This is a genomic window from Prauserella shujinwangii, from assembly GCF_003001955.1.
GTDB classification, from domain to species: domain Bacteria; phylum Actinomycetota; class Actinomycetes; order Mycobacteriales; family Pseudonocardiaceae; genus Qaidamihabitans; species Qaidamihabitans shujinwangii.
In genome coordinates this window covers 571,763-595,338 of the sequence record NZ_PVNH01000002.1, presented here as the reverse complement: position 1 = coordinate 595,338, position 23,576 = coordinate 571,763, and the positions used below count along the sequence as shown (strand labels likewise).

General features: G+C 69.5%; 23 protein-coding genes and 1 tRNA gene. 14 read left to right on the top strand and 10 right to left on the bottom strand.

Annotation, left to right across the window (positions count from 1 at the left end; all coding sequences use genetic code 11):
- The first annotated feature begins 17 nt into the window (after nucleotides 1–17).
- The 3 genes from B0I33_RS06215 to B0I33_RS06205 all read left to right on the top strand — a co-directional run bounded on the left by B0I33_RS06215 (nucleotide 18) and on the right by B0I33_RS06205 (nucleotide 2,513).
- Nucleotides 18–1,100 carry a WD40/YVTN/BNR-like repeat-containing protein gene (locus B0I33_RS06215; protein ID WP_106177553.1) on the top strand — a complete coding sequence of 361 codons (1,083 nt, stop codon included), beginning with the start codon at nucleotides 18–20 and terminating at the stop codon, nucleotides 1,098–1,100.
- Nucleotides 1,101–1,391: a MoaD/ThiS family protein gene (locus tag B0I33_RS06210; RefSeq protein ID WP_219927137.1), complete on the top strand. Its 291-nt coding sequence runs from the start codon at nucleotides 1,101–1,103 to the stop codon at nucleotides 1,389–1,391.
- 198 nt (nucleotides 1,392–1,589) lie between these two features.
- Nucleotides 1,590–2,513: a hypothetical protein gene (locus B0I33_RS06205; protein ID WP_245900466.1), complete on the top strand. Its 924-nt coding sequence runs from the start codon at nucleotides 1,590–1,592 to the stop codon at nucleotides 2,511–2,513.
- 68 nt (nucleotides 2,514–2,581) lie between these two features.
- Here the strand turns inward: B0I33_RS06205 and otsB are convergent, their stop codons facing one another.
- From otsB to B0I33_RS06190, 3 genes are read right to left on the bottom strand one after another with little or no spacing between them, the layout of a single operon-like run.
- A complete protein-coding gene (otsB, locus tag B0I33_RS06200) occupies nucleotides 2,582–5,110 on the bottom strand; it encodes a trehalose-phosphatase (RefSeq protein ID WP_106177552.1) in 2,529 nt (842 codons plus the stop codon).
- A 39-nt stretch (nucleotides 5,111–5,149) separates the two neighbouring features.
- Nucleotides 5,150–6,601: an alpha,alpha-trehalose-phosphate synthase (UDP-forming) gene (locus tag B0I33_RS06195; RefSeq protein WP_106177551.1), complete on the bottom strand. Its 1,452-nt coding sequence runs from the start codon at nucleotides 6,599–6,601 to the stop codon at nucleotides 5,150–5,152.
- Nucleotides 6,602–6,625: 24 nt separating this feature from the next.
- Nucleotides 6,626–8,140: a threonine/serine exporter family protein gene (locus B0I33_RS06190; protein ID WP_106177550.1), complete on the bottom strand. Its 1,515-nt coding sequence runs from the start codon at nucleotides 8,138–8,140 to the stop codon at nucleotides 6,626–6,628.
- Nucleotides 8,141–8,332: 192 nt separating this feature from the next.
- Here B0I33_RS06190 and B0I33_RS06185 point away from each other — a divergent pair.
- Nucleotides 8,333–8,405: transfer RNA gene (locus B0I33_RS06185), tRNA-Thr, on the top strand.
- Between the two features lie 279 nt (nucleotides 8,406–8,684).
- On the opposite strand, the gene B0I33_RS06180 is transcribed toward B0I33_RS06185, so the two are convergent.
- Nucleotides 8,685–9,266, bottom strand: a complete 582-nt coding sequence (locus B0I33_RS06180) for a TetR/AcrR family transcriptional regulator (protein WP_146147462.1) — start codon at nucleotides 9,264–9,266, stop codon at nucleotides 8,685–8,687.
- A 284-nt stretch (nucleotides 9,267–9,550) separates the two neighbouring features.
- Here B0I33_RS06180 and B0I33_RS06175 point away from each other — a divergent pair, with 284 nt between their 5' ends.
- On the top strand, nucleotides 9,551–9,778 hold the full coding sequence (locus tag B0I33_RS06175) for a hypothetical protein (RefSeq protein ID WP_106177548.1): 228 nt from the start codon (nucleotides 9,551–9,553) through the stop codon (nucleotides 9,776–9,778).
- Here B0I33_RS06175 and B0I33_RS06170 read toward each other — a convergent pair.
- The 5 genes from B0I33_RS06170 to B0I33_RS06150 all read right to left on the bottom strand — a co-directional run bounded on the left by B0I33_RS06170 (nucleotide 9,762) and on the right by B0I33_RS06150 (nucleotide 15,932).
- Entirely contained in the window at nucleotides 9,762–10,676 is a 915-nt protein-coding gene (locus tag B0I33_RS06170; protein ID WP_106177547.1) for an SDR family oxidoreductase, read from the bottom strand. The genes B0I33_RS06175 and B0I33_RS06170 overlap by 17 nt on opposite strands.
- Nucleotides 10,677–10,864: 188 nt before the next feature.
- Nucleotides 10,865–11,659, bottom strand: a complete 795-nt coding sequence (locus B0I33_RS06165; RefSeq protein WP_106177546.1) for an SDR family NAD(P)-dependent oxidoreductase — start codon at nucleotides 11,657–11,659, stop codon at nucleotides 10,865–10,867.
- The gene (locus B0I33_RS06160) at nucleotides 11,656–13,611 is read right to left on the bottom strand and encodes a hydantoinase B/oxoprolinase family protein (RefSeq protein WP_106177545.1); all 1,956 of its coding nucleotides are present in this window, start codon (nucleotides 13,609–13,611) and stop codon (nucleotides 11,656–11,658) included. Before B0I33_RS06160 ends, B0I33_RS06165 begins: the two co-directional genes overlap by 4 nt.
- Nucleotides 13,612–13,625: 14 nt before the next feature.
- Nucleotides 13,626–15,653 (bottom strand): hydantoinase/oxoprolinase family protein, encoded by a 2,028-nt coding sequence (locus B0I33_RS06155; RefSeq protein WP_106177544.1) that lies wholly within the window; start codon nucleotides 15,651–15,653, stop codon nucleotides 13,626–13,628.
- 45 nt (nucleotides 15,654–15,698) lie between these two features.
- Nucleotides 15,699–15,932, bottom strand: a complete 234-nt coding sequence (locus B0I33_RS06150; protein WP_106177543.1) for a hypothetical protein — start codon at nucleotides 15,930–15,932, stop codon at nucleotides 15,699–15,701.
- Between the two features lie 251 nt (nucleotides 15,933–16,183).
- On the opposite strand from B0I33_RS06150, the gene B0I33_RS06145 reads away from it, so the two are divergent.
- The 8 genes from B0I33_RS06145 to B0I33_RS06110 all read left to right on the top strand — a co-directional run bounded on the left by B0I33_RS06145 (nucleotide 16,184) and on the right by B0I33_RS06110 (nucleotide 22,640).
- Nucleotides 16,184–17,329, top strand: a complete 1,146-nt coding sequence (locus B0I33_RS06145) for an acyl-CoA dehydrogenase family protein (RefSeq protein WP_106177542.1) — start codon at nucleotides 16,184–16,186, stop codon at nucleotides 17,327–17,329.
- A gap of 16 nt (nucleotides 17,330–17,345) precedes the next feature.
- Nucleotides 17,346–18,896, top strand: coding sequence for an AMP-binding protein (locus tag B0I33_RS06140; RefSeq protein WP_106177541.1), 1,551 nt, complete (start codon nucleotides 17,346–17,348; stop codon nucleotides 18,894–18,896).
- Nucleotides 18,893–19,360, top strand: a complete 468-nt coding sequence (locus B0I33_RS06135) for an FAS1-like dehydratase domain-containing protein (RefSeq protein WP_106177540.1) — start codon at nucleotides 18,893–18,895, stop codon at nucleotides 19,358–19,360. The genes B0I33_RS06140 and B0I33_RS06135 overlap by 4 nt, the downstream gene beginning before the upstream one ends.
- A gap of 6 nt (nucleotides 19,361–19,366) precedes the next feature.
- The gene (locus B0I33_RS06130; RefSeq protein WP_106177539.1) at nucleotides 19,367–19,807 is read left to right on the top strand and encodes an FAS1-like dehydratase domain-containing protein; all 441 of its coding nucleotides are present in this window, start codon (nucleotides 19,367–19,369) and stop codon (nucleotides 19,805–19,807) included.
- A gap of 65 nt (nucleotides 19,808–19,872) precedes the next feature.
- Entirely contained in the window at nucleotides 19,873–20,799 is a 927-nt protein-coding gene (locus B0I33_RS06125) for a thiamine pyrophosphate-dependent dehydrogenase E1 component subunit alpha (RefSeq protein WP_245900464.1), read from the top strand.
- Nucleotides 20,787–21,773 (top strand): alpha-ketoacid dehydrogenase subunit beta, encoded by a 987-nt coding sequence (locus B0I33_RS06120; RefSeq protein WP_106177537.1) that lies wholly within the window; start codon nucleotides 20,787–20,789, stop codon nucleotides 21,771–21,773. The genes B0I33_RS06125 and B0I33_RS06120 overlap by 13 nt, the downstream gene beginning before the upstream one ends.
- Nucleotides 21,773–22,006, top strand: coding sequence for a biotin/lipoyl-containing protein (locus tag B0I33_RS06115; protein ID WP_106177536.1), 234 nt, complete (start codon nucleotides 21,773–21,775; stop codon nucleotides 22,004–22,006). Before B0I33_RS06120 ends, B0I33_RS06115 begins: the two co-directional genes overlap by 1 nt.
- A gap of 46 nt (nucleotides 22,007–22,052) precedes the next feature.
- Nucleotides 22,053–22,640 (top strand): TetR/AcrR family transcriptional regulator, encoded by a 588-nt coding sequence (locus B0I33_RS06110; RefSeq protein WP_106177535.1) that lies wholly within the window; start codon nucleotides 22,053–22,055, stop codon nucleotides 22,638–22,640.
- Here B0I33_RS06110 and B0I33_RS06105 read toward each other — a convergent pair.
- Entirely contained in the window at nucleotides 22,618–22,821 is a 204-nt protein-coding gene (locus B0I33_RS06105; protein ID WP_106177534.1) for a hypothetical protein, read from the bottom strand. The genes B0I33_RS06110 and B0I33_RS06105 overlap by 23 nt on opposite strands.
- A gap of 123 nt (nucleotides 22,822–22,944) precedes the next feature.
- On the opposite strand from B0I33_RS06105, the gene B0I33_RS06100 reads away from it, so the two are divergent.
- On the top strand, nucleotides 22,945–23,460 hold the full coding sequence (locus tag B0I33_RS06100) for an SRPBCC family protein (RefSeq protein ID WP_146147461.1): 516 nt from the start codon (nucleotides 22,945–22,947) through the stop codon (nucleotides 23,458–23,460).
- Nucleotides 23,461–23,576 lie beyond the last annotated feature (116 nt).

Genomic DNA, 23,576 nt, shown 5'->3' with positions numbered 1-23,576 from the left:
CACCAGGGGAGACGATGATGGAGACGCTGCTGGCGATCGGCACCCGCAAGGGGCTCTGGCTCGCGCGGAGCCGCGACAGACGTACGTGGGACCTGAGCGGTCCGCTGTTCCCGGTGGCGGACGTGAAGGCGATCGGTATCGACCTGCGGCGGGGCACGCCGCGGCTGTCCGCGGGGGTGCTCAACAGTCACTTCGGACCCACGGTCGTGACGAGCGACGACCTCGGGGCCACGTGGAGCGAGCCCGACGACGCGCCGGTGGCGTTCCCGGCCGACACCGGCGCCGCGCTGGAGGGCGTGTGGCAGTTCGCGTACGGCCCGGAGCCGGACGTCGTCCACGTGGGAGTGGAGCCCTCGGCGCTGTTCCGGTCCGAGGACGGTGGCCGCTCGTACCAGCTCGTGCGCGCGCTGTGGGAGCACCCGCACCGGGAGCGCTGGGAGCCGGGCGGCGCCGGAAAGGTCCTGCACACGATCCTGCCGCACCCGTCCGACCCACGGCGGATGAGCGTGGCGATGTCCACCGGCGGCGTGTACCGCACCGAGGACGGCGGCCACACCTGGCACCCGTCCAACAGCGGGATCAAGGCGGACTTCATGCCGGAGGACCAGCAGTACCCGGAATACGGGCAGTGCGTGCACAAGGTCGCCGTCGACGCCACCGACCCCGACCGGCAGTACCTGCAGAACCACGGCGGTGTCTACCGCAGCGACGACGGCGGGGCGTCGTGGCGGTCGATCGCGGGCGGGTTGCCGGTGGACTTCGGATTCCCGATCGTCGCGCACCCGCACCGGCCCGAGGTCGTGTACAACTTCCCGATCGACTCCTCGATGATGCGGTTCCCGCCGGACGGCCGGTGCCGCGTGTACCGCAGCGAGGACGCGGGGGCCACGTGGACCGGCCTGGCGAAGGGGCTGCCGGAGGCCGGTTTCTGGTCGGCGGTGATGCGGGACGCCATGTGCGCGGACGACGCCGACCCGGCTGGCATCTACTTCGGCTCCCGGTCGGGCGAGGTGTGGGGAAGCCCGGACGAAGGCGAGACGTGGAGCCTCGTCGCGGCGCACCTGCCCGATGTGTTCTGCGTGCGGGCCGCGGTGATCTGAGTGGACGCCGCCGTTTCGACCGTCTCGGTGGGCCTGCCGTCGGTGCTGCGCGGGCTCGCGGAGGGGAAGGCGAGGGTCGAGGTCACCGCCGCGACGCTGGGGGAGGCGCTCGACGCCCTCGCGCGCCGGTACCCCGGGCTGGAGCGCCGGTTGCGGGACGAGCGGGGCACCCTGCGCCGGTACGTGAACTTCTACGTCGACGGCGAGGAGTGCCGCCGCCTCGACGGCCCGGCCACCCACCTGCGCCCCGGCACCGAGATCGTCATCATCCCCTCCGTAGCCGGCGGCTAACCCCCTGTTGTCCCCGGGCAGTGAATGGCACATTCCTTGCGTTGAGCGCAGGCAATGTGCCATTCACTGCCCGGCTGAACTATCCACAGGGTGAGGGTTGTCCACAGGTTGGCGAAGCCGGGATTCTGCGAGTACCCCTGTCGGCCGAGTATTCGGTGCGTGAAAAGGGGAAGATGGGCCGACCGGCCGGAAACTCTCGTGGAACGAAGCTGGCTTGGCGTTATCAGGGCAGCCGAGCTCGAGGCGATGGGCATGTCGAGCAGCACCGTGTATCGGAGGTGCCTGCCGGACGGGCCTTGGCAGCGGCTGTTGCCCGGCGTCGTCGTGTTACAGAAGTCCTCGCCCACCGCGGACCAGAAGGCTGTCGCAGCGATGTTGTATTGCGGTTCGCGTGGGGTACTCACCGGAGCCGAGGCATGTCGTCGCCATGGCTTGCGGGCGGCCAGGCTACCGCTCGACGGCCGAGTTCACGTACTCCTGCCACAGAGATACAAGGCCATCAGCAGCGAGTTCCTCACCGTCGAGCGAACGTGGCGAATGCCGGCCCCGGTGTTCCGGGCCGATCTCCCCCTGGCACCACTCATACGGTCGGTCACCGACGCCGCCCGACAGTTGAGAGCGTTCGAACCGGTGGTGACGCTCCTTGTCGAAGCCGTGCAGCGTGGACGATGCGCACCGCGTGCATTGTCATACGAACTCGACCGCGGAACCAAGCGGGGGACGGCCATTCCGCGGCGAGTGCTCGCGGAGATCAACCATGTCCGATCCGTCGCAGAGTTCCATGCGCGCCGTGTCGCCGCCGGTTTGGAAGTTCAGCCGACGCATTGGAACCGGGACATCTTCGATCGGAGCGGCCGGTACATCGCCTGCCCTGACGCGTGGTGGGACGACGTCGGCCTCGGCTGGGAGATCGATTCTGTGGAGTTCCACTTCTACGGCGCGGACTATGCCAGAACTCTCGCGCGGAACACGCGCTACGCGGAGGCTGGTGTCAGCGTCGTGCAAACCCTGCCTTCGCGGCTGTTGAACGACACCGCAGCGGTGCTTCGCGAGTTGCGAACCGCATATCGCGCTGCGTCAGCCCGGCCGCGCCCACCCGTCAGACTGGGCGATGCGGCGTGAAACTACAGCAGTGAATGGCACATTGCCTGCCTTCAACGCAGGCAATGTGCCATTCACTGCCAACAGGGTTACTGGGACAGGAGGCGGGCGCAGCGGATCAGGCCGATGTGCGAGTAGGCCTGCGGGTGGTTGCCCAGCGACCGCTCCGCGATCGGGTCGTACTGCTCCGGCAGCAGGCCCGTCGGCCCGGCCGCGTCCACCAGCTGCTCGAACAGTTCCTCCGCCTCGGTGCGCCTGCCCGTCAGCAGGTACGCCTCGATCATCCAGGCCGCGCACAGGTGGAAGCCGCCCTCGTCGCCGGGCAGCCCGTCGTCCCGCCGGTAGCGGTACACCGTCGACCCGCTGCGCAACTCCGCCTCGATCGCGGTCACCGTGGACTGGAAGCGCTCGTCCTGCGGGTCGAGCAGCCCGGCGAGACCGACGAACAGCGAGGCCGCGTCGAGGTCGGTGCCGTCGTAGGCGGTGGTGTACGCCCGCACCTCGTCGTTCCACCCGTTGGTGAGGACGTCGTGCGCGATCTCGTCACGCAGCTCGGGCCAGCCTGCCGGGACCTCCCGGTGGTAGACCTCGGCAAGCTTGATGGCGCGGTCGATCGTCACCCAGCACATGACCCGCGAGTACACCCGGTGCCGCGGGATGTGCCGCTCCTCCCAGATGCCGTGGTCGGGCTCCGCCCAGCGCCGCTTCACCGCCTCGGCCATCGCGCGCACCATCTGCCAGTCCTCGTCCCGCAGCTCGCCCCGTGCCTCGGCCAGCGTCACCACGAGCTCCACCACCGGGCCGAACACGTCGAGCTGCACCTGGTGGTTGGCCAGGTTGCCGACGCGCACCGGCCGGGAGCCCTTGTAACCCGGCAGCGAGTCGATCACGGCCTCGGCGCCGAGCTGCGTCCCGGAGAGCGTGTACAGCGGGTGCAGCCGCTCGGGCCCGGCGAGCGTGGACAGCACCCCGTGCAGCCAGCGCAGGAAACCCTCGGCCTCCTCGATCGAGCCGAGCTCGACCAGCTCGCGCGCGGTCATCGCGCCGTCGCGGACCCAGCAGTACCGGTAATCCCAGTTGCGGACGCCGCCGATCTCCTCCGGCAGCGACGTGGTGGCCGCGGCCATGATGCCGCCGGTCTCCGCGTCGACCAGCCCGCGCAGGGTCAGCGCCGAGCGCGTCACCAGCTCCGGCTCCACGCTGGGGAGCTTCAAGGAGGTCGCCCACTTGCTCCAGTGCGCGCCCGCCCTGGCCCGCCGGTCCAGCTCGGGCAGCTCGTGCGGGCCGAGGTCGGTGGTGCCGCAGCGCAGCTCGAGCACCACCGGAGCGTCCGGGGTGGGCTGCACCAGCGCGGTCGCCGTGTCGTGCAGCCCGTCGCTCGTGATCTCCCACTGCACGCCGGGTGCCCGCAGGACGAACGGCTCGGACGTGCCCAGCACACGCAGGCCGTCTTCCTCCTGCAGCAACCGGACGGGCACACCGCCGAACTCCGGCCTCGGCGCGAACACGACCGAAGCCGTGGCCTCGCCGGAGATGACGCGCACGAGGTCGGTGCGGTGCGGCGGGCTCTCCGGCTCCAGGTAGTCGGTGACCAGCAGCCGCGACCACCGCGTCTCCACGGTCATCGTGTTCGGCAGGTAGCGCTGCCCCAGCGGGAGCCCGTTGCGGTGCGGGTTGATCGTGAAGTGCCCCGCCGCGGGCCCGCCGAGCAGGTCGGCGAACACCGCGGGCGCGTCCGGGCCGGGGTGGCACAGCCACGTCAGCTTGGCGTCGGGCGTCAGCAGGGCCACCGAGCGCTCGCACGCCAGCATCGTGAGCCGCTCGATGGGTGGCGACTGCTCGCCGTACAGCCAGTTCCGCCGCTCCTCGAGCAGGAAGGCGAGGATCGTCGCCACGTCGACCGTGTCGGCGACGCGGTACTGCGCCAGGCTCTCCCCGTCGCCGACCTTCACGCCGAGGTCCGGCCCGGTCAGCCGCGCGAACGCCTTCTCGTCGGTGACGTCGTCGCCGAGGAACATCGCCGCGGTGGCGCCGACCTGGTGACGGAGGGTGTCCAGTGCGTTGCCCTTGTCGGTCTGCACGACCGAGAGCTCCACGACCTCCTTGCCGTCGGTCGTCGAGACGCCCTCCCACGTGGACGGACCATTGTGGACTTCCTGGAGGATCCGGTGCGCGGCGTCCCGTTCCGCCCTGCGGACGTGCACCGCGATGCTGGCTGGCTTGGCCTCAAGCGACGCTCCGGGCACCCCCTCGGTGATCCGCTCCAGCTCCTGCTCGAGTCTGCGGTGCAGCCGCCGCGCCTCGGGGTCGAGCTCGTGCACGAAGCCGATGTCGAACTCGGAGCCGTGGCTGCCGACGAGGTGGACCTCGGCGGGCAGGCGGGACAGCGTGGCGAGGTCACGCAGGGCACGGCCCGAGATCACCGCGGTGGTGGTCTCGTGCAGTCCGGCGAGCGATCGCAGCGCGAACACCGATTCCGGCCGGGGACGGGCCTCGTCGGGGTTGGCCGTGATCGGAGCCAGCGTGCCGTCGTAGTCGCAGGCGACCAGCAGGCGCGGCGTGCGGGCGATCTGCACGATCGCACGCCGCAGCTCAGCGGGCAGGGCCTCGGCGGTCAACACTCCTCCTCGGGAGCTTCCAGGGTGGTCGAAGCGGGGTCAGGCGGCCGGCTCGGACCCGAGAGCTTCGAGGAACGAACGCGCCCACCTGTCGACGTCGTGCGTGAGGACCTGACGACGCAAGGCGCGCATCCTACGCCGACCCTCAGCGGGGTCGAGCGTAATAGCCGCCTCCAGGGCGTTCTTCACCCCGTCAAGGTCGTGCGGGTTCACCAGAAAAGCGCTGCTCAGCTCCGCCGCCGCGCCGGCGAACTCGGACAAGACGAGCGAACCGCCCAGGTCGTGCCTGCATGCGACGTACTCCTTGCACACGAGGTTCATCCCATCGCGCAGCGGGGTGACCACCATGACGTCGGCGGCGGAGAAGAACGCGGCGAGCTCCGTCCGGTTCACCGACTGGTGCAGGTAGTGCACGACCGGGTGACCGACACGGGCGAACTCGCCATTGATGCGCCCGACCATCTGCTCGATCTCGCCGCGCATGCGCTGGTAGTGCTCCACCCGCTCCCGGCTCGGCGTGGCCAGCTGGACGAACGTGACCTCGTCCGGCTTGATCCGGCCCTCCTGCAGGAGCTCGTGCATGGCCTGCAGGCGCAGGTCGATGCCCTTGGTGTAGTCGAGCCGGTCGACGCCGAGCAGGACCTTCTTCGGGTCGCCGAGGTCGGCGCGGATCTGCGCGGCGCGCTCACCGACGGCCTTGGTCCGGGACAGCGAGTCGAGACCGGCCGCGTCGATGGAAATCGGGAACGCGCCCACGCGGACCGTCCGGTCACCGACCTGCACCATGCCGGGCCTGGACCGCACGCCGACGGCACCCCGGCTGGGCTCGAGGCCGATGAGCTGGCGGGCCAGCCACAGGAAGTTCTGCGCACCGCCGGGCCGGTGGAAGCCCACCAGGTCGGCGCCGATCAGGCCGCGCACGATCTCGGCCCGCCACGGCAGCTGCATGAACAGCTCCACCGGCGGGAACGGGATGTGCAGGAAGAAGCCGATGCGCAGGTCGGGCCGCAGCTCCCGGAGCATGGTGGGGACCAGCTGCAGCTGGTAGTCCTGCACCCACACCGTGGCCCGCTCGCCCGCGACCGCCGCCGCGGCCTCGGCGAAGCGGCGGTTGACGCGGACGTAGCTCTCCCACCAGCTCCGGTCGAAGATCGGCCTGGCCACGACGTCGTGATAGAGCGGCCACAGCGTGGCGTTGGAGAACCCCTCGTAGTAGTCGCGTACTTCGGCGGAGCTCAGGGAGACCGGGTGGAGCACCAGCCCTTCGTCGGTGAACTCGTCCACGTCCACGTCGGGCACACCGGGCCAGCCGACCCAGGCGCCCTTGCGGGACCGGAGGAAGGGCTCGAGCGCCGAGACGAGTCCGCCGGGGCTCTGCGTCCAGCGTTGGGTGCCGTCCGCGGAGCGCTCCAGGTCGACGGGTAGCCGGTTGGCGACTACCACGAACTCGGCCCGTGCGTGCGAATGCTCCGTCGTTTCCGCTGCTGGCATACCTAGAACACTATCGCGATCCGGTCAGTCGAGACGCCGTCCAGGATCCAGCGGACCGGCCATGCGGGGGCCGGCGAGCTTGCGTTCCAGGCGGCCCAGACCGGTGCGCAACGGCTGCGCGAGGAACTCGCCGAGAACCACTCCCGCGGCCAGTGCCAGCCCAATCGCGACCGCCGACATCAACGTCACCAGACTGCCGCCACTGGCGAGCTGCGACAGGCCGCTGTAGGTGGAGAAGCCGGGAAGCAGCGGGGTGATACCGGACACAGCGACGACCAGCGGCGTGACCCGCAGCCTGCGGGACATCACGCCGCCGCCGAGACCGACGAGGGTGGCGGCCACGCCGGACGCGGTGATCTGGTCGACCTCGAACACCCGCAGGATGCCGAAGGTGGCGGCGCCCACGGCCCCCGCCACGCCGGCGACCAGCAGCGGACGCAACCGGGAGTAGGACGCGAGCGCGAAGCAGGCGGCGGCGCCCGAGCCCGCCAGCATCACGACGTAGACGTCGGGTGGGTCGAGCACCGACGTCGAGGGCGGTGGCGTGCGCTCGGCGCCGAGCGAGGACGCCAGCTCGAGGCCGAACGCGACACCGGTGATGAGTCCGGCACTCATCAGCATCACTTCGAGGCTGCGTCCCGCGGCCGTCACGTAGTAGCCGGTGATGGCGTCCTGCACCGCGGACACCGTGGACAGCCCGGACAGCAGCACCGTCAGGGCCGCACCGACGACCAGGGTCGGTCTCTCCAGCGGGACCAGCTCGACGTTGACGACGAGGATGGCCGTCAGCGTGGCGGCCAGGCCGCCGATGACCTGCTGGAAGAAGAACGGCAGCCGGGTCTTGTTGACCAGCCTGCCGACGCGGTCGACGAGCGCGCTGATACCGAACGCGATGAGCGCCGTCCAATGGTCACCGCCCAGCAGGATCGCGATGCAGGCGGCCATGCCACCCCACGCCAGCGTGGACACCCAGCGCGGGTAGGGATGCTTGGCGTCCGTGATGTAGTGCAGTTCGGTGTAGGCGTCCTCGGGGCTGATCTGCCGCCGGATGAGCCGCTGGACGAGGCGCTCGGTGTTCGAGAGGCGGGTGTAGTCGAGGCTGCGGGAACGCACCACGCGCAGGGCGGTGACCGGAGGCAGGTCGCTGCCGCGGTGGCAGCTGACCGTGATCGAGGTGAAGATGACGTCCACCTCGCAGTGCGGCAGGCCGAGCGCGCCGGTGATGGCGAGGATCGTGGCGGTCGCGTCGGAGGCGCCCGCACCGTTGGCCATCTGCACCTCGCCGATGCGGAGCGCCAGGTCGAGGACGAAGTGCACGGTGGCCTCGTCGACCACCTCCGGGCCCATGGCCGTGGTGGTCTCGACGGCGGGCAGCTCGCCGGTGGGAGCCTCGAGGATGTGCCAGGCGCGCTCGCGCGTCTCACGCCCGCGCCGACGGCGGGCGCTCTGCTTGTCGTGGTGGTCCTCGGCCGGTGCCTCCAGGATCTGCCACGCGTGCCGGCGGTTGGCCGCCGCCCGCCCGCGCGAGCCGATCTTCATTCCCTACCTCCTCGCAGTTCCCGGGAGACCATCGACCAGCCCACCCCGCCCGTTGCAGATTCAGCGGAGTGGCGTTCACCACGTTCGATCTTCACCGGGGCCGCCGCCAATGTAGCTCGCTGCCAGGGCGTTCGGCATCGCCGAGTGGCGCGGTCTATATAGTGGGCGCGGGCCCGTCGGACCGCGGGCCAGGCCGGCATAGCTCAGTTGGTAGAGCAACTGTCTTGTAAACAGTAGGTCAGGGGTTCGAGTCCCCTTGCCGGCTCGCCTGTGACCTGGGGATTCTCTGAGCTCCCGCGGCCGGGGCGACGGCCCGTGGCCAACCAGTAGCGCGGAGTCAGCCGGTGGTCGGCCTCGCGGCTCGTCGGCTGCCACAGCCGTGCCTCGGCTCAGCGGACCCAGCGTGTCGCGGTGGGGATTCCGTCGGCCACTTCCGTCAGCCGAAGGGATGGCCAAGAACGGCACCCGGCCGGTTGCCGGGATTTCGGCGCTCCGGCCCGCGGATTCATCTCATCGAAGGTGCTCGACGCCTGGTGATGCTCGACTACCGTTTCTCGGTCCGGGCCCAGCCGTCCAGCAGGATGTCGACGTCCCGGCGGATTCGCTTGTGCAGGCTGCCCTTCGGCTGAAGTGCCCAGTCGACCTGAGCGCCGTGCACGAGCGCGGCCAGCATGGCGCCGGCCTGCCGGGGAGGGGGCGCCGACGGTAGCCCGGCGGTCGCCACCAACTCGGTCAGCACCGTCCGGATGACCTGCCGATGTGCGGCCAGTCGGCGTCGCAGGTCGGGGTCGGCGAGGTCCGCACCCAGCTGTGCGAGGTGGTTCGCCGTGGTGGCGGGGTCGTCGATGCCGTCGGATGTCGCCAGGACGGCGGCTTTCACCGCATCGACCGGGTTCGCCGCCTTCTCGCCCGCGGCACGCATCCGCTGCCCCAGCGTCGCGGTCTCCGTCTCCATGAGCGTGACGAGCAGCTGGTGCTTGGAGCCGAAGCGCCCGACGACGGTCCCGACGGAGACGTCGGCGGCGGCAGCGACGTGCGCCAGCGTGAATCCGGGCCCGTGCAGGCCGATCGCGCTCGCGCAGGCGGCGAGCAGCTCGGCGTCGGAGACCTTCCGCGGGCGTGCCATGGAGTCAGTGAACCAGCCGTCGGCGGCGTGTTCGAGCGCAGGGGCGCGGAGCACTGTGGACAGCGCAACGGGAGATATTGAGTCTCGATTCAGTACAGGTTGAATTGCTGAGTGGCAATACGGAAACCGAGGGGGCCGGGGATGGTCGCCACGGCGGGGTGGACGCGTGCCGGTGTGGTGCTGTTGTCGTTGCTGTGTGCTGCTCAGTTCGTCCTGCCGGGACTGGCGCTGCTCGCATTGGCAACGGGCTGTTTTACGCCCCCACCTGCTCGCTGGCCACGGCCGTGCCCGAAAGCGACCACGGCCGCGCAACCGGCCTGGTCAACACCGCCCAGGAACTCGGGTCGGCCACCGGACTCGCCGTTCTGGCCACGGTCGCCACCACCCTTACCCTCGGCCAACTCGGCACCTTCTCCGCCGGCTACCTCGCCGCCGCGGCCACTGCGGCCACCGCCTGCCTCGCAGCCGCCGCCGCACCCCGGCATCGCAGCGGGCTCAGCGGTAGGAGCTGACATCGATTTCCGAGGGATCGGTACCCGTGGCCACGACCTCACGCATCCACCGCGGCCAGTCCGGCCGCGAACCGTCGACATCGGTGAGGTCGTAGCAGTCAGCCAGGGCGTGTGACGTGACGACCTGGCCGTTCCAGCGGGAACGGTCCGGGTCCGCGGCCAGCGCGGTGACTCCCCGGCCGAGGTAACGTGGCGTCTCCGACAGGACGAAATGCGGATCGGTCCGGATCGCGTCGCGCCAGCCGTTCTCGGCGACCCCGAAGTGGTCGAGCATGGCTTCGGAACGCAGGAAACCCGGTGTCACGGCGACCGACGTGGCCGCGTGGGCCGGAAGCTGCTCCGCCAGTCCGCTGGCGAGCCTGCGCACGCCACACTTGACCTGGTCATAGACCAGCGATCCCGAGTTGCCGTCCGCGACGCCGTCGGTGACCTCGACCAGGAGGCCGCCCGCGCGGGAGACCAGCAGCGGCAGCAACGTGTGCACGGTGCGCAGATGGGTCTCGAGACCGTTGCGCCACACGTGCACGGCGCGTTCGAGGTCCTGCTCCCAGAACGGTCCGTCCCATTCGATGAGGGGGTCACCGCCCCAGACGTCGTCGACCAGCACGTCCAGGTGTCCACCGGTCCGCGCAGCGACCTCGTCACGCAGCGCGGTGATGTCTTCCTGTCGGAGAAAATCGCACCGGACTGGGATACCTCGACCGCCGGCGGAACTGACGCGTTCGGCGGTCCCCTCGATCGTCTCCGGCCTGTCCAGCGCGCTGCGCCGCTCCCGTGTGGAGCGTCCTGCCGCGAACACGGTGGCACCGAGAGCGCCCAGCTCCACGGCGATGGCACGGCCACAGCCGCGGGTCGCTCCGGCGACAACGGCGACGTGGTCTCGGAGTGGGAGGTCCATGGTTCCCGCCTCTCCTCGTCGGGGCCTCGCCCTGTTATTGAATCATAACTCAAAAACTGGATCCGTCGGCCAGTGACGTTCTCCGTCTCCGCGCACCAATGTGCGGGCCCTGACCGGGCAGGTACTCGTCGTGGACGGTGGGCTGAGTGCCTGAGGGATGGCCCGGGCGACGGCGCCCGGGCCATCCGTCAACGCTCCGCGTGGAAGTTGCCGAACCGCTCGCCCACTTGGCCCCAGTGGATACGGCTGATCATCCCGCCGTCCACCACCAGGTCAGCTCCCGTGACGAACTCCGCGTCGGGTCCCGCGAGGAAGGCGACCGCCCCGGCGATGTCTCCCGGGTCGCCGAGCCGGCCCACCGGGATGTTGCCGAGCGTGGCGTCCCGGATTGTCTGCTGCGACAGCGTGTCCCGGTTGAGTCCGGTCCGCACGACTCCCGGGCTGACCGAGTTGATCCGGATCCGGTCGGGCGCCAGTTCGCCGGCAAGCTGGCGAGTCATCGCGAGCACTCCGCCCTTCGCCGCCGTGTACGACGGGTACCCGTAGCCGATGTGGCCTGCGATCGATGCGATCTGCACGATCGACCCGCCACCACTGTCCCGCATCGGGGGGACGACGTGGCGGAGCAGGATGAAGTAGCCCGTGAGGTTGACGTCGACCACCCTGCGCCATTCCGCCACGCTCGTGCCCAGCAGGTCCTTGCGCACACCCATACCCGCGCAGTTGACCAGCACGCGGGGCGGTCCGAACGCGGCCACGGTGTCGCGGACAGCGCCCGCGACGGCATCGTCGTCGGTGACGTCGAGCGCGAACGCCAGCCCCGCGCCGCCGTCCTTCTCGATCTCCGCGAGCGTCTCGCCGCCCGTGTCGCCGTCCTGGTCGAGGACGGCGACCGGCAGGCAGGATCCGGCGAGGCGCAGCGCGCAGGCTCGGCCGATGCCCGAACCGCCTCCGGTGACGACCACGCAGCCCTGGTCGTTCATCGGACGTTCCCTTCTACGGACCGCAGCCGTGCCGTGGCATCGGCGTCGATACGTACACCTTCCGGGTCGGTTTCGGGATCGCCGGTCACGACCACCCCGTAGTGGTGTGCGGCACCCTCGATGGTGACGTAGCCGTCCCGGACGTCGCGGCGGACGGCCTCCGGATCCCGTTCGCGGGGATCACCCCAGCCGCCGCCTCCGTTGGTGAGGTAACGGAAGATCGCGCCTGGCTCGGTGCGCCAGTGCGGCGTGCTGGCGAAGTAGAAGTACCGGCCGTGTTCGAGATCGCGCACATGTGTTTCCGGGTCGAGCACGCCGGCCACCGGTACGGCGTTCGCGTAGACGGCGTCCTCGGTGCCGAGGAGCCTGCCCTCGCCTCCCACATCACAGGCGTCCTTGCCGAACAGCCAGACCGCACCGGCCGCTCCGGACCGTCCACCGTGCACTCCGAAACCACTGGACCGCTTGGTGTGCAGCGGACTCGACCAGTGCTCGGCCGGGGCCAGCCACAACGTGTCCTTCAGCACCGCCGCACCACCGCGGTGGGTGCCGGCGCCCGCGGTGTCCGCCGTGTACTCCTTGCGCAGCACCACGACCGGCACGTCGGACTCGATCGCCTCCGTCGCGGGGTCGAGGTTGTTCGCGAGGTAGGGGACCGAGTAGTTGTCCGCGTCACCGTGCCTGGTGGCTCCCCACGGCCCGTGCTCGCCGCCGCACTGTGCGGTGGTGACCCAGGGCATCCCGTTGGGCAGCATTCCGTTGGCGTTGTGAATGGACAGCGAGCCGAAGTCGCCCGCGACCGCGCGCTCCCCCAGTGCGCTCGCCAGCGCACGGAAGATCGCCAGCAGCACCGGGCCCGACCCCTCCCAGAACAGGAACACCGCGCCGTCGGGTGGCACCGCGCTCGCCACGGTTCCCGGTGGCAGCACGATGTCCACCGGCCGGTAGGTGCCGGACGTGAACGGTGTCGACGGGTCGAGCAGGAGTTTCAAGGCCATGCCCACGGCGGTCTTGGTGTCGAGGACGCTGGCGTTGATACTGGTCCGTGCCTGCGGGGAGGTGCCGCTGAGGTCGATCTCGATGTCGCGGCCGACCTTGCTGATCCGGACCTGCACCCGGTACTCGACGCTATCGTCGGCGCCGTCGCAGTCGATGTGCTCCTCGCCTTCGTAAACGCCGTCGGGGACGGTGCCGAGCGCATCGGCCATCGACTCGGCCGAGACGTCGCACCGGTACCGGATCGCACCGAGAAAGGCGGGCAACCCGTACCGTTCGATGCTCTCGGTGATGAGCCGTTCGCCCAGCTTGAGGTTCTGGTGGATCGTCTTGATGTCGGGCAGCAGCAGCGCGCCGAAGCGGGCGTTGTCGAAGATCAGGTTGAATGTCGAGCGCACCGGCTTGTCGTTGCGGTAGAGCAGTTGGGGCGCGAGCACCAGTCCGGTCTCGTAGACGTCACGCTTGGTGGCGCTGAACCCGGCCGGCACCACTCCGCCCATGTCCAGCTGGTGTGCGCGCAGGGAGACGAACGCCGCCAGCCTGCCCTCGTGGAACACCGGCCGGATGAAGAGCACGTCGTTGACGTGGGTGCCCGTGCGGTAGGGATCGTTGCAGATGAGCAGGTCGCCGGGGGCCAGCTCGTCCGGTCCGAACTCCTCGACGGTGTTGCGCAGGCCGTCGGCCATTGTGCCGAAGAACACCGCGAGGCTGTTGCTCACCGAGCTCATCGGGTAGCCCTCTCCTGGTGGTCCGGACACGGTCGCGGCGAAGTCGTACCAGTCGCGCAGGATGAGGGAGAAGGCGTTGGTGAGCAGGCCGCTGCACATGTGTTCGACCACGTACTGCAGCCGGTTCGCCAGTACGGAGACGGTGAAGCGGTCGGCGCCGTAGCGCAGTCCGAAGGCCTCGTCGTCCAGGTCACGGAGCCGCTGCACCGCGGCCACGTCGTCGGTCATGGGTGGAACTCCTCTCAGGCCTTGGTGATGTGCAGCTCGCCGTACCGGCCGACCTCGGCGGTCTGGCCGGGGAGTACGAACGTCGTCGACGTCGGTTCGCGGACGACCGCGGGCCCGGGGAGCCGGTCGCCCGCACGTAGCGCCTCCCGGTCGTACTCCGCCGCGGGCACCTCGTCGTCGAACAGGTGACGCAGCACGACCTTGCCGGTCGGCTGCGGGGCCCTGCCGCTCGTCACCGGCGCTTCCGGGTAGGACACCTTCGGCGAGGGCACGACCGCGTGCACCCGGTAGGTCACGCCCTGGACGGGCAGTGCCTCGAACGCGTGTCCCCAGCGTTCGGCGTAGGACTTGTGGAAGTTCGCGATCATCGAGTCGACCGAGTCCGGGGTGATGCGCCCGGCCGGTACCTCGACGAACGGGGTCTCCCAGGTCTGGCCGTGCAACCTGCCGTCGAAAGTCCGCACGAAGACCGCGCGTTCGCGGTCGGCAGGGGCGAGCCGGTCGCGCACCGCCTCCTCCATCTGCCGGTAAACTGTGTCGATGCTCGCTGCGGTGTCGCTGGTGAGCATCTGGTATGCGCTGCGGCTGTCGGAGTAGACGCGGTCGGAGCTGACCAGCCCCAGTGCGGAGAACAGGCCCGGATAGGGCGGGATGATCAGCTCGCGTGCCCGCATTTGCTCGAGGACGGCGGGCAGCAGCATGGGGCCCGCGGCGCCGTAGGCGATGAGGCTGTAGTCGCGCGGGTCGATGCCGCGTTTGATGGCCACGTTGAACAGCCCTTCGGCGATGTTGTGCACGCCGATGTCAAACGCGTAGCGGACCCGCTGCGCCAGCGTCAGTCCACAGTCGAGGGACTCGAACGCCGCCCTGGCGCCATCCGGGTCCAGCCGCATGCGCCCACCCGCGAACCCGCCGGGGTCGAGGATGCCGGCGAGCAAGCACGCGTCGGTGATGGTGGGCTGTGTCCCGCCGAGCCCATAGCACGCCGGACCGGGTTCCGCACCCGCGCTGCCGGGACCGACCCGCAGCTCGCCGACGGAGTCGATGCGGACGAGGCTGCCGCCACCCGCTCCGATGCTGGACACATCGTTGGACAGCGTGTTCACCACCAGGTCGTGTTCCAGCTCGAAGGTGGTGTCGACGAAAGGCTCGCCGTCCGTGACCAGGCTGATGTCGCACGACGTGCCGCCGACGTCGCAACACAGCAGGTTGCGGGCGCCGACCACACGCCCGAAGTGCGCGCTGGACATCGTCCCGGCCGCTGGCCCGGCGAACACGATCCGGAACGGGTGTTCCATGGCGATCTCGGCTGGGATCAGGCGGGCCGCGCAGTCGGCGAAGTTGAGCGAACCGGCGAAGCCGAGCCGGCGCAGCCCCTCGTCGAGCCGCTTCGTGTACTCGCCGTAGATGATCTTCATGAGGACGTCGACGACAGTCGTCGATGCCCGCGCGAACTCCTTGGCCAGCGGGGACACCTCACTCGACACCGAGACCGGGATGTCACCGAGCTCCGCGCGGACCAGTTCGCGCAACCGCAGCTCGTGCCTGCCGTCCACATAGGAATTGAGCAGGCAGATCGCCACTCCCTCCACCGCGCATCTCCGCAGCACGGCCAGCTGTTCCCTGGCGTGTTCCTCGTCCAACGGGATCAGCTCCTCGCCGGTGGCCGTCAGGCGTTCCCGCACGCCCCGGCGCAGGTACCGGGGAACCAGCGGCCTGGCCGCGTCACCGAACGAGCGGCGCCACCCGGGATTCGTCAGCCCCTCCGGCGGGCGCCATGTCCGGCCCATGTCCAGGATGTCGCGGTGCCCGAGGGTGGTCAGGAACGCGACCTTCGGCAGTTGCCGGGTGATCACCGCGTTGAGACCGTGCGTGCTCGCGTGGTTGAACACCGATGCGTCGCCCACGCCGATCTCGTCGGCTCCACGGAGCACACCGCGGGCCGTGTCGTGCAGGTCGGTCGGCACCTTCGCCGTCCGGATCGCACCGTCGTTCACGGCCACGACGTCCGTGAACGTGCCTCCTACGTCAACACCAAACACTGGATGTCCTCGCTTTCTCGCTGGTCGGCGGCTGGGGCGGGATGATCACTCGAGTTCGAGCCCGGTCGAGGTGAGCTGGACCGGGCCGAGCAACGCCCACGGCGTCCGCCGCACGGACATCAGGCACCGGTCGCACTTCACGGCCTGGAACCAGCCGCCTTCGCTGAGTACCGGATAGGCGCGGAGCTCGTGGGCTCCGCAGCGGGGACAGGCGCCTTCCACCTGCTCTCGGTGGACGGCGGGTGCCGGCGAGTCGATGGCGCCGGAAATCTCGGCCATGACGACCTCCTTGTCGCGTGGCGATGTTCGGTAGTCGATCGACTAGTCGGTCGATCGAGATGAGACGGCAGTTTAAGGATGACCGTCACTGCCGGCAAGCTCTTACCAGCAAATACTCTACGTCGAAGCAGCAGCGCTCACTGCGGTCGGTTGACTCCACCCTGTCGCCTGTGTCATTGTCTCGACCGACCGGTCGGGCGGCTTACCCGACGTGCCGGATGGTCCCCGTCTTCAGGGCGAAAGGAATCGGCGTGGATTTCTCTGTCCCGGACGAACTCTCCCTGTTCGTCGAATCAGTGCGGCGGTTCCGCGAGAAGGAACTGATGCCGCTCGAGCAGGACTTCCTGCGGGCAGGCCGGCTGGATCCGGTCGTGCGGACGGCGCTGGAGGAGACCGCGCGGAAGCAGGGGTTCTGGGCGCTCGAGGTACCCGAGGAGCACGGCGGGCAGGGACTGGGCGCGCTGGCCGCATGCCTGGTGGCCGAGGAGTTGTTCAAGCACCCGGCCATGTTCGAGTTCGGCGGCAGTCCGGAGCCGGTGCTCTACCACGCCGGACCGGAGCAGCGGGAGCGCTACCTGCAACCGATCGTCGAGGGCGCGAAGCGTTGCTGTTACGCGTTCACCGAGCCCGGTGGCGGATCCGATCTGGCGGCTATCCGTACGACGGCGACCCGTGACGGGAACAGCTGGGTGATCAACGGTACGAAAACGTTCATCTCCGGCGCCGAGCGTGCCGATTTCGTGATCGTGTTCGCGACGACCGATCGGGAACTGGGAGCTCGCGGCGTCACGTGCTTTCTCGTGGACAAGGGCACACCGGGCTTCCAGCTGTCCAGGCCCATTCCGACCATGGGAGACGACTGGGAACCCTACGAGCTGTCGTTCGAGCACTGCGTGGTACCCGATGGTCAGCGCCTCGGCGACGTCGGCAAGGGCTGGTCGCTGGCCGAGGACCAGCTCACCCACGGCCGGTTGAAGATCGCCGCGTACCAATTGGGCATCGCGCAGCGCTGTATCGACATCGCAGTCGAGTGGGCCAAGAACCGGGTCACCTGGGGTAAGCCGCTGGCGACGCGGCAGGCCGTGCAGTGGATGCTCGCCGATTCGGTGACCGAGCTCGAGGCCGCGCGCATGATGGTCTATCGCGCCGCGTGGCTCTACGACGAACGCGGCTCGGTGGGCCGGGAGGCGTTCATGGCCAAGCTGTTCGCCACGGAGATGGCCCAGCGGGTCACCGACCGATGCCTCCAGATCCTCGGGGGCCTCGGCTACAGCAGGGAGTTGCCGATCCAGAGCTTCTACCGGCAGGTCCGGTTGTGGCGAATCGGGCACGGCACGGCGGAGATTCATCGCTGGATGATCGCTCGCGACCTTCTCGGCGTCTCCGCGCGGGATTGAGCGGAAGGACAACGACATGGACATCGTGGGACACCGCAGTCTGCGCGACCTGCTCCTCGAACGGGAGGCCCGGTGCGCTGACAAGACGTTCCTGACCTTCGTCGCAGCCGACGGCACGCACATCAGCCTCAGCTATGCGGAGTTCGGCGCCGGGGTGCGGGGCGTGGCGGCCGGGTTGGCTCGCCTTGGGGTGGGCAAGGGTGACAAGGTGGTGGTGCATCTCGGGAATTGCCCGGAGTTCCTGCTCTGCTGGTTCGGCGTCGCCTGGCTGGGAGCCGTCCTCGTACCCTCGAACACCGCCAACACCGAGCGAGAGCTGCGGCACGTGGCTGAGCACGCGGAGGCGGTCGCGGTGGTCACCGCGGCCGGATACCGCGAACTGGTGGAGCGGGCACTGCCGCCGGAGGCGTGCCATCGGATCCTCGTTGGCGGTCAGCACCCGGGATGGGTGGACTTCGCCGAACTGACCACCGCCACCGATCCGCCCATGCCGCCACTCGCCTCTGCGGACCTCGCCGAGCTGCTGTTCACCTCGGGAACGACAGCCGCGCCGAAGGCGACCATGCTGACGCACGCCAACTGTCTGTTCGCCGGAGAGCGGGAATGGCGCACGATCGGCATCGACAGCTCCGACCGTTCGCTGACCGCGTTGCCGGTATTCCACGTCAACGCGCAGACGGTCACGATCCTGTCGGCGCTCACCGCGGGCGCGACGGTGGTCCTGCTGGAGGAGTACAGCGCGAGCCGGTTCTGGGAACAGGTGCGGGACACTGGTGCCACGGTCCTGGCGCTCGTGGCCATGCAACTGCGGACCCTGCTCGCGCAGCCGCCCGCACCCACTGACCGCGAACACGGTGTCCGCAGGGTGATGTACGCGCTCAACGTTCCGGAGCGGGAGAAAACCGAGTTCGAGCGTCGTTTCGGGGTCGAGCTGATCAACGGGTACGGGCTGTCGGAGGCGATGACGATCGTGACGGCCGCTCCGGTACACGGAGAGAAGCGGTGGCCCTCGATCGGGTTGCCCGCGATCGACCGACGGGTACGCGTGGTCCTGCCGGACGGGACCGACGCGGCGCCGGGTGAGGTCGGCGAGATCGTCGTCGGTGGCGAACCGGGCCGAAACCTCATGCTCGGCTACTACCGCGATCCCGCGGCGACAGAGGCGGTGTTGCGCGAAGGTTGGCTGTACACAGGGGACAACGGCTACCTCGACGAGCACGGATACCTCTACTTCTTCGACCGGCGCAAGGACGTCATCAAGGTGGCGGGCGAGAACGTCTCCGCCACCGAGGTCGAGCAGGTGCTCTGCACTCATCCGGCTGTCGCCGAGGCCGCGGTGATCGGCGTGCCGGATTCCGTTCGCGACGAGGCCGTCAAGGCCTTCGTTGTCCCGAAACCGGACTGCCGCCTCACCGAAGAGTCCGTTGTGGAGCACTGCGCGGAGAGGCTGGCCCGGTTCAAGGTGCCGACGCTGGTGGAGATCAGGGAGAACCTGCCCAAGACCTCGATCGGCAAGATCGAAAAGAAGCTCCTGCGTGCGGAGCAGGCGGCGGAGGCGGTCCGATGACGAGCCCGATTCGCCAGTGCTACGACGCCGTGCGGGAAACCATCGGCCAGGAACGCGCGGAGCGGCTCGGCCGGATCGATTCGCGCGACGTGCGGCGGTTCACCGTGGCCGTGCGCGGCGAGGAACCACGGCCGGAAGACCCCGTCCACCCGCTCTTCCTGACCTCGATCCTGCACTGGGGTACCGGTCCTGGCGGTAGCGGGCTACGTCCCGACGGGCTCGGTCCCGACGACACACACGGCCTTCCGGTGGACGAGGTCCGGGTGATGGGCGCGGGGCAGGAGATCGTCGTGCACCGGCGGCCGGAGCCCGGCACCGTTGTCACCATCCACACCAGCGTGACCGACGCGGATTACCGGCACGGCCGCACCGGCGAGTTGCTGATCGTCCGGGTGCGGCGGCGCTTCGGCGACGACTCCGGCGCCGACCTGGTCACCTGCCATGAAACCTTCCTCGCCCGGTGAGCCCCGATGACCACGAACATCACTCCCGACCCGGCGGCGATCGTGCCCGGAACCGTGCTGCCGGAATGGCGTGTTCGCCCCACGAACCTGCAGCTCTTCCGGTTCAGCGCGGTCACGTGGAACGCCCATCGGATCCACTACGACCAGGAGTACGCGCGCGTCGAGGGCTACCCCAACGTGCTCGTGCAATCCCATCTGCACGGCGCGTTTCTCGCCGAGGCACTCGTCGCCTGGCTCGGCCAGGACCTTCTGTTCCGCGAACTCTCCTGGCGCAACAAGCACTACGCCGTGCCGGGCGACGAGCTGACCGTCTCGGGCACGGTCGTCGCTGTCGAGCGGGAAGCCGGTGAGCACGTGTTCGAGATCGACCTCGCCGAACACAACCAGGGCGGCACGCTGTGCGCACCTGGCCGAGCCGTTGTCGTGACCGGAGGTGCGCGGCGATGACCCGCACTTCCAGCCATCCCCGTCCGGCCCCGGCCGATGACCTCGGCGTCGATCTGTACCGGACGATGGCCCGCATCCGGCACTTCGAAACCGCTGCATCGCGGTTGCTCGCCAGCGGGGAGCTGCCCGGGTTCCTGCACCTCTCGATCGGTCAGGAAGCCGTCGCCGCGGGGGTGTGCCGCGCGCTCACCGACGACGACTACCTGACCACCACGCACCGGGGGCACGGGCACTGCATAGCCAAGGGCGCCCGGATCGATCTGATGCTCGCCGAGCTGTTCGGCCGTGCGCCGGGGTACTGCGGCGGACGCTCCGGCTCGATGCACCTGGCCGACCCCGGTCTGGGAATCCTGGGGGCCAACGCGATCGTGGCCGCCGGTGTTCCGATCGCCGTGGGCGGAGGGCTGGCCGCTGCCACCCGCGGGCGGGGACAGGTCGCCGTGGCGTTCTTCGGCGACGGTGCCGTTGCCGAAGGCGTGGTCCACGAGTCGCTGAACCTCGCCGCGCTGTGGCGGCTGCCGGTGTTGTTCGTCTGTGAGGACAACCAGTACGCGGAGATGACACCCACCGAGACGCACCTGAACAATCGCGACATCACCGCGTACGCGTCGGCGCACCAGGTCCCGGCTGAGACCGTCGACGGGAACGACGCGCTCGCCGTGTTCAGTGCCGCGGAGCGCATGGTGCGCCGTGCGCGCGACGGTGACGGGCCGTCCTTCCTGCACTGTCGTACCTACCGTTGGCACGGACATTTCGAGGGGGACGCGCAGAACTACCGGGAGGCTGCGGAGGTCGAGGCTTGGCGTGGCCGCGATCCACTCCGGGTGCTGCGGCTGCGGATGGCTGATGAGTCCGTACCGACCGCCATAGACGCCGAGTGCGAACGTGAGATCGCTCTGGCCGTGGAGTGGGCGCGCGCACAGCCGTCCCCCGATCCGGGTTCCGTCACAGCCCACGTCTACCAGCCGGACGGTGCGTCATGCGGAAGCTGAAGTATTGGCAGGCCATCAATTCCGGCCTCGCCGAGGAGCTGCGGCGGGATCCGGCCGTCATGCTCCTCGGCGAGGATGTCGGCAGGCCGGGTGGCGCCTTCGGTGCCACCCAGGGTCTCCACGCCGAGTTCGGCGAGCACCGGGTGCGCGACACCCCGATCAGCGAGGCGGCGCTCACCGGCACCGCGGTCGGCGCCGCGCTCGCGGGACTGCGGCCCGTCGTGGAGATCATGTTCTTCGACTTCGTCACCCTCGCCATGGACCAGTTGGTCAACCAGGCGGCCAAGATGGGTTACCTGTCCATGGGCCGGTTTCCCGTGCCGCTCACCGTGCGGACGATGTGCGGGGCAGGGCTCGGTTCGGGGCCCCAACACGCGCAGGGTCTCGAAGGCTGGCTCGCTGCGGTACCCGGGCTGAAGGTGGTGTGGTCGAGCACGCCGGCGGACGCCAAGGCCCTGCTCAAGGCCGCGATCCGGGACCCTGATCCGGTCGTGGTGATTGAAAGTGCCGCCCTGTGGTCCGTCCGGGGAGAGGTGCCCGACGATCCCGAAGCGACCGTGTCGATCGGCCGTGCGGTGATCCGCCGGTCCGGCCGGGACGCCACACTCGTCGCCTGGGGCGCGGCTGTCACCCGCTGCCTGACGGCGGCCGACATCCTCGCCGCAGAGGGCATCGACGCGGAGGTTCTCGACCTGAGGACGCTGAGCCCACTGGACACCGAGGAGGTACTGGCTTCGCTCCACCGGACCGGCCGGCTGGTCGTGGTGCAGGACGCGACCGGGCCGTGCAGCGTCGGCGCCGAGGTCATCCGGCTCGCCGCAACGGAGGGGTTCGCGGCCCTGCGTGCTCCCGCCGAGCTGGTGAGCGCGCCGTTCGCCCCCGTGCCGTTTCCACCCGGGCTGGAACGGGCCTACTTCCCGCAGGACGACGACGTGGTCGCGGCCGTGCGCCGCAGCGTCGGCAAGGAGATGTGATGAGCGAGATCGTGGCCCCGAAATGGGGCCTGACGACCGAAGAGATGGTGCTGCTCGAATGGCTCAAGCAGCCGGGGGACACCGTGCGGGTGGACGAGGCGGTGGCCGAGGTCGAAACGGACAAGACGACCGCGGAAGTGCTCAGCACGGTGGCCGGCACCATCACCGAGTTGCTTGTGTCGGAGGGTGACGAGATCAAGACGGGACAGCCGATCGCCCGGGTGACGCCGTGACGACTATCGTGGCTCGCAGTAGCACGCAGGGGACCCGGGAGTGGCGATGACCAGCCAGAACGTCGACGAACGACGGGCGCAGATCGTGCGTACCGCCGCCCAGCTGTTCGAGCGGAAGGGCTACCACAACACGAACGTCGGCGACATCGCGGAAGCCGTCGGGCTGCGTAAACCGACGCTCTACCACTACGTGCGCAGCAAGGCGCAGATTCTGGTCTGGATTCACGACGACACCACCGGCCCGTTGCTGGAGCGGCTCGAGAAGGATGTCGCCAACGGCATCGAGCCACGGGAAGGCCTGCGGCACGTCGTCGCCGACATCCTCGAACTCATGGAGACCAAGCCCGGGTACCTGCGTGTCTACTTCGAACACCACCGCGAGATTCCCGAAGAGCTGCAGGCCGAGGCGAGAAAGAAGCGGGACCGCTATCTCCGCCTCGTCGAGATGCTCATCGAGGACGGCGTCGACAAGGGCATGTTCCGGCCCGACCTCGACGTCCGCCTCACCGCGTTGTCCCTGTTCGGGATGACCAACTGGTCCTACCAGTGGTACATACCGGGCGGGAAGCTCAGCTATCACCGGGTTGCCGACGAGCTGCTCGGCATCTTCTTCAGGGGGGTCGAGCCTCGCTGACCGGCGGCGCGGGAGGTTCCGGGGAGATGCGGAACACCGGAATCCGGGACGCGATCCGCTCGAAGTCCGCCACCGCCGCCGTGGTGTGCACCGGCAGGCGTGGCCGGGTGCCCGGTGCGACAGCCAGGTAGCGGTGCAGGATGGGCGCGCGGTCGTCGGCCTCCACCTCCGTGAGGAACACGTCCTCTCGGTCTCCGTGCCGGAGCGCGACCCGGCCTGCGAAATCACGGCCCGTCCTGCACCATCGGGGTAGGCGAACCGTGCTCCGGGCGTGTCCGGCGTCCGGGCCGAGAGGGTGAGCGCGATGGCACGGATCACGACGCACCAGCACGTCCAGGCCCCGCTCGAGCAGGTGTTCGAGTACTTCGTCGACTTCGAGCGGTACCCCGAGTTCATGAAGGGCATCCGGTGGGCACGCCGGGACGAGAGCCACGAGGGCGCGGTCCGGTTCCGGTACGGCCTTGTCGGCATCGAGCGCGAGTGTTCCGTCGTCGCCGAGGTCGACCGGGAACGGCACAGCGTCAGCTGGTACGGCGTCGAAGGCCCGCGGCACACGGGTACCGCGGTGTGGCGCGAGGTCCACGCGAACCGCTGCGCGGTGGCGCTCGACGTGCAGGTCCATCCCAGCGACCTGGTCGGGGTGACCGGCTCCGTGCTGGGCCTGCTCCGCACCCGCATCGAGCACGACCTGCACCGCTTCGCCAGCTACGTCGAGCGCGAGACCGGCAACCGGCCACCCGAGGGCGCCGACTACCGGGCTCCCTCCGAGCGGCTGTTCGAGAAGGTCTTCCCCATCGACGACACCCAGCGGCACTCCTGACCCGCGGGCCCGAGCGCCCCGGGGACGGCGTTCAGCCCGGATGCGGGGAGTGGGTCTTCGCCACCCGTCCATGACGGGAGTGCGGACCCAGCCTGGGCCCGCACTCCCGCCACCCG

Coding starts and splice junctions, on each gene's coding strand:
- B0I33_RS06140 (WP_106177541.1), top strand. CDS start 17,346: ATGGACATCGTGGGACACCGCAGTCTGCGCGACCTGCTCCTCGAACGG.
- B0I33_RS06150 (WP_106177543.1), bottom strand. CDS start 15,932: ATGGCCGAGATTTCCGGCGCCATCGACTCGCCGGCACCCGCCGTCCAC.
- B0I33_RS06125 (WP_245900464.1), top strand. CDS start 19,873: ATGGCCCGCATCCGGCACTTCGAAACCGCTGCATCGCGGTTGCTCGCC.
- B0I33_RS06190 (WP_106177550.1), bottom strand. CDS start 8,140: ATGAAGATCGGCTCGCGCGGGCGGGCGGCGGCCAACCGCCGGCACGCG.
- B0I33_RS06100 (WP_146147461.1), top strand. CDS start 22,945: ATGGCACGGATCACGACGCACCAGCACGTCCAGGCCCCGCTCGAGCAG.
- B0I33_RS06115 (WP_106177536.1), top strand. CDS start 21,773: ATGAGCGAGATCGTGGCCCCGAAATGGGGCCTGACGACCGAAGAGATG.
- B0I33_RS06195 (WP_106177551.1), bottom strand. CDS start 6,601: ATGCCAGCAGCGGAAACGACGGAGCATTCGCACGCACGGGCCGAGTTC.
- B0I33_RS06130 (WP_106177539.1), top strand. CDS start 19,367: ATGACCACGAACATCACTCCCGACCCGGCGGCGATCGTGCCCGGAACC.
- B0I33_RS06165 (WP_106177546.1), bottom strand. CDS start 11,659: ATGAACGACCAGGGCTGCGTGGTCGTCACCGGAGGCGGTTCGGGCATC.
- B0I33_RS06110 (WP_106177535.1), top strand. CDS start 22,053: ATGACCAGCCAGAACGTCGACGAACGACGGGCGCAGATCGTGCGTACC.
- B0I33_RS06160 (WP_106177545.1), bottom strand. CDS start 13,611: ATGACCGACGACGTGGCCGCGGTGCAGCGGCTCCGTGACCTGGACGAC.
- B0I33_RS06180 (WP_146147462.1), bottom strand. CDS start 9,266: ATGGCACGCCCGCGGAAGGTCTCCGACGCCGAGCTGCTCGCCGCCTGC.
- B0I33_RS06120 (WP_106177537.1), top strand. CDS start 20,787: ATGCGGAAGCTGAAGTATTGGCAGGCCATCAATTCCGGCCTCGCCGAG.
- B0I33_RS06135 (WP_106177540.1), top strand. CDS start 18,893: ATGACGAGCCCGATTCGCCAGTGCTACGACGCCGTGCGGGAAACCATC.
- B0I33_RS06215 (WP_106177553.1), top strand. CDS start 18: ATGGAGACGCTGCTGGCGATCGGCACCCGCAAGGGGCTCTGGCTCGCG.
- B0I33_RS06170 (WP_106177547.1), bottom strand. CDS start 10,676: ATGGACCTCCCACTCCGAGACCACGTCGCCGTTGTCGCCGGAGCGACC.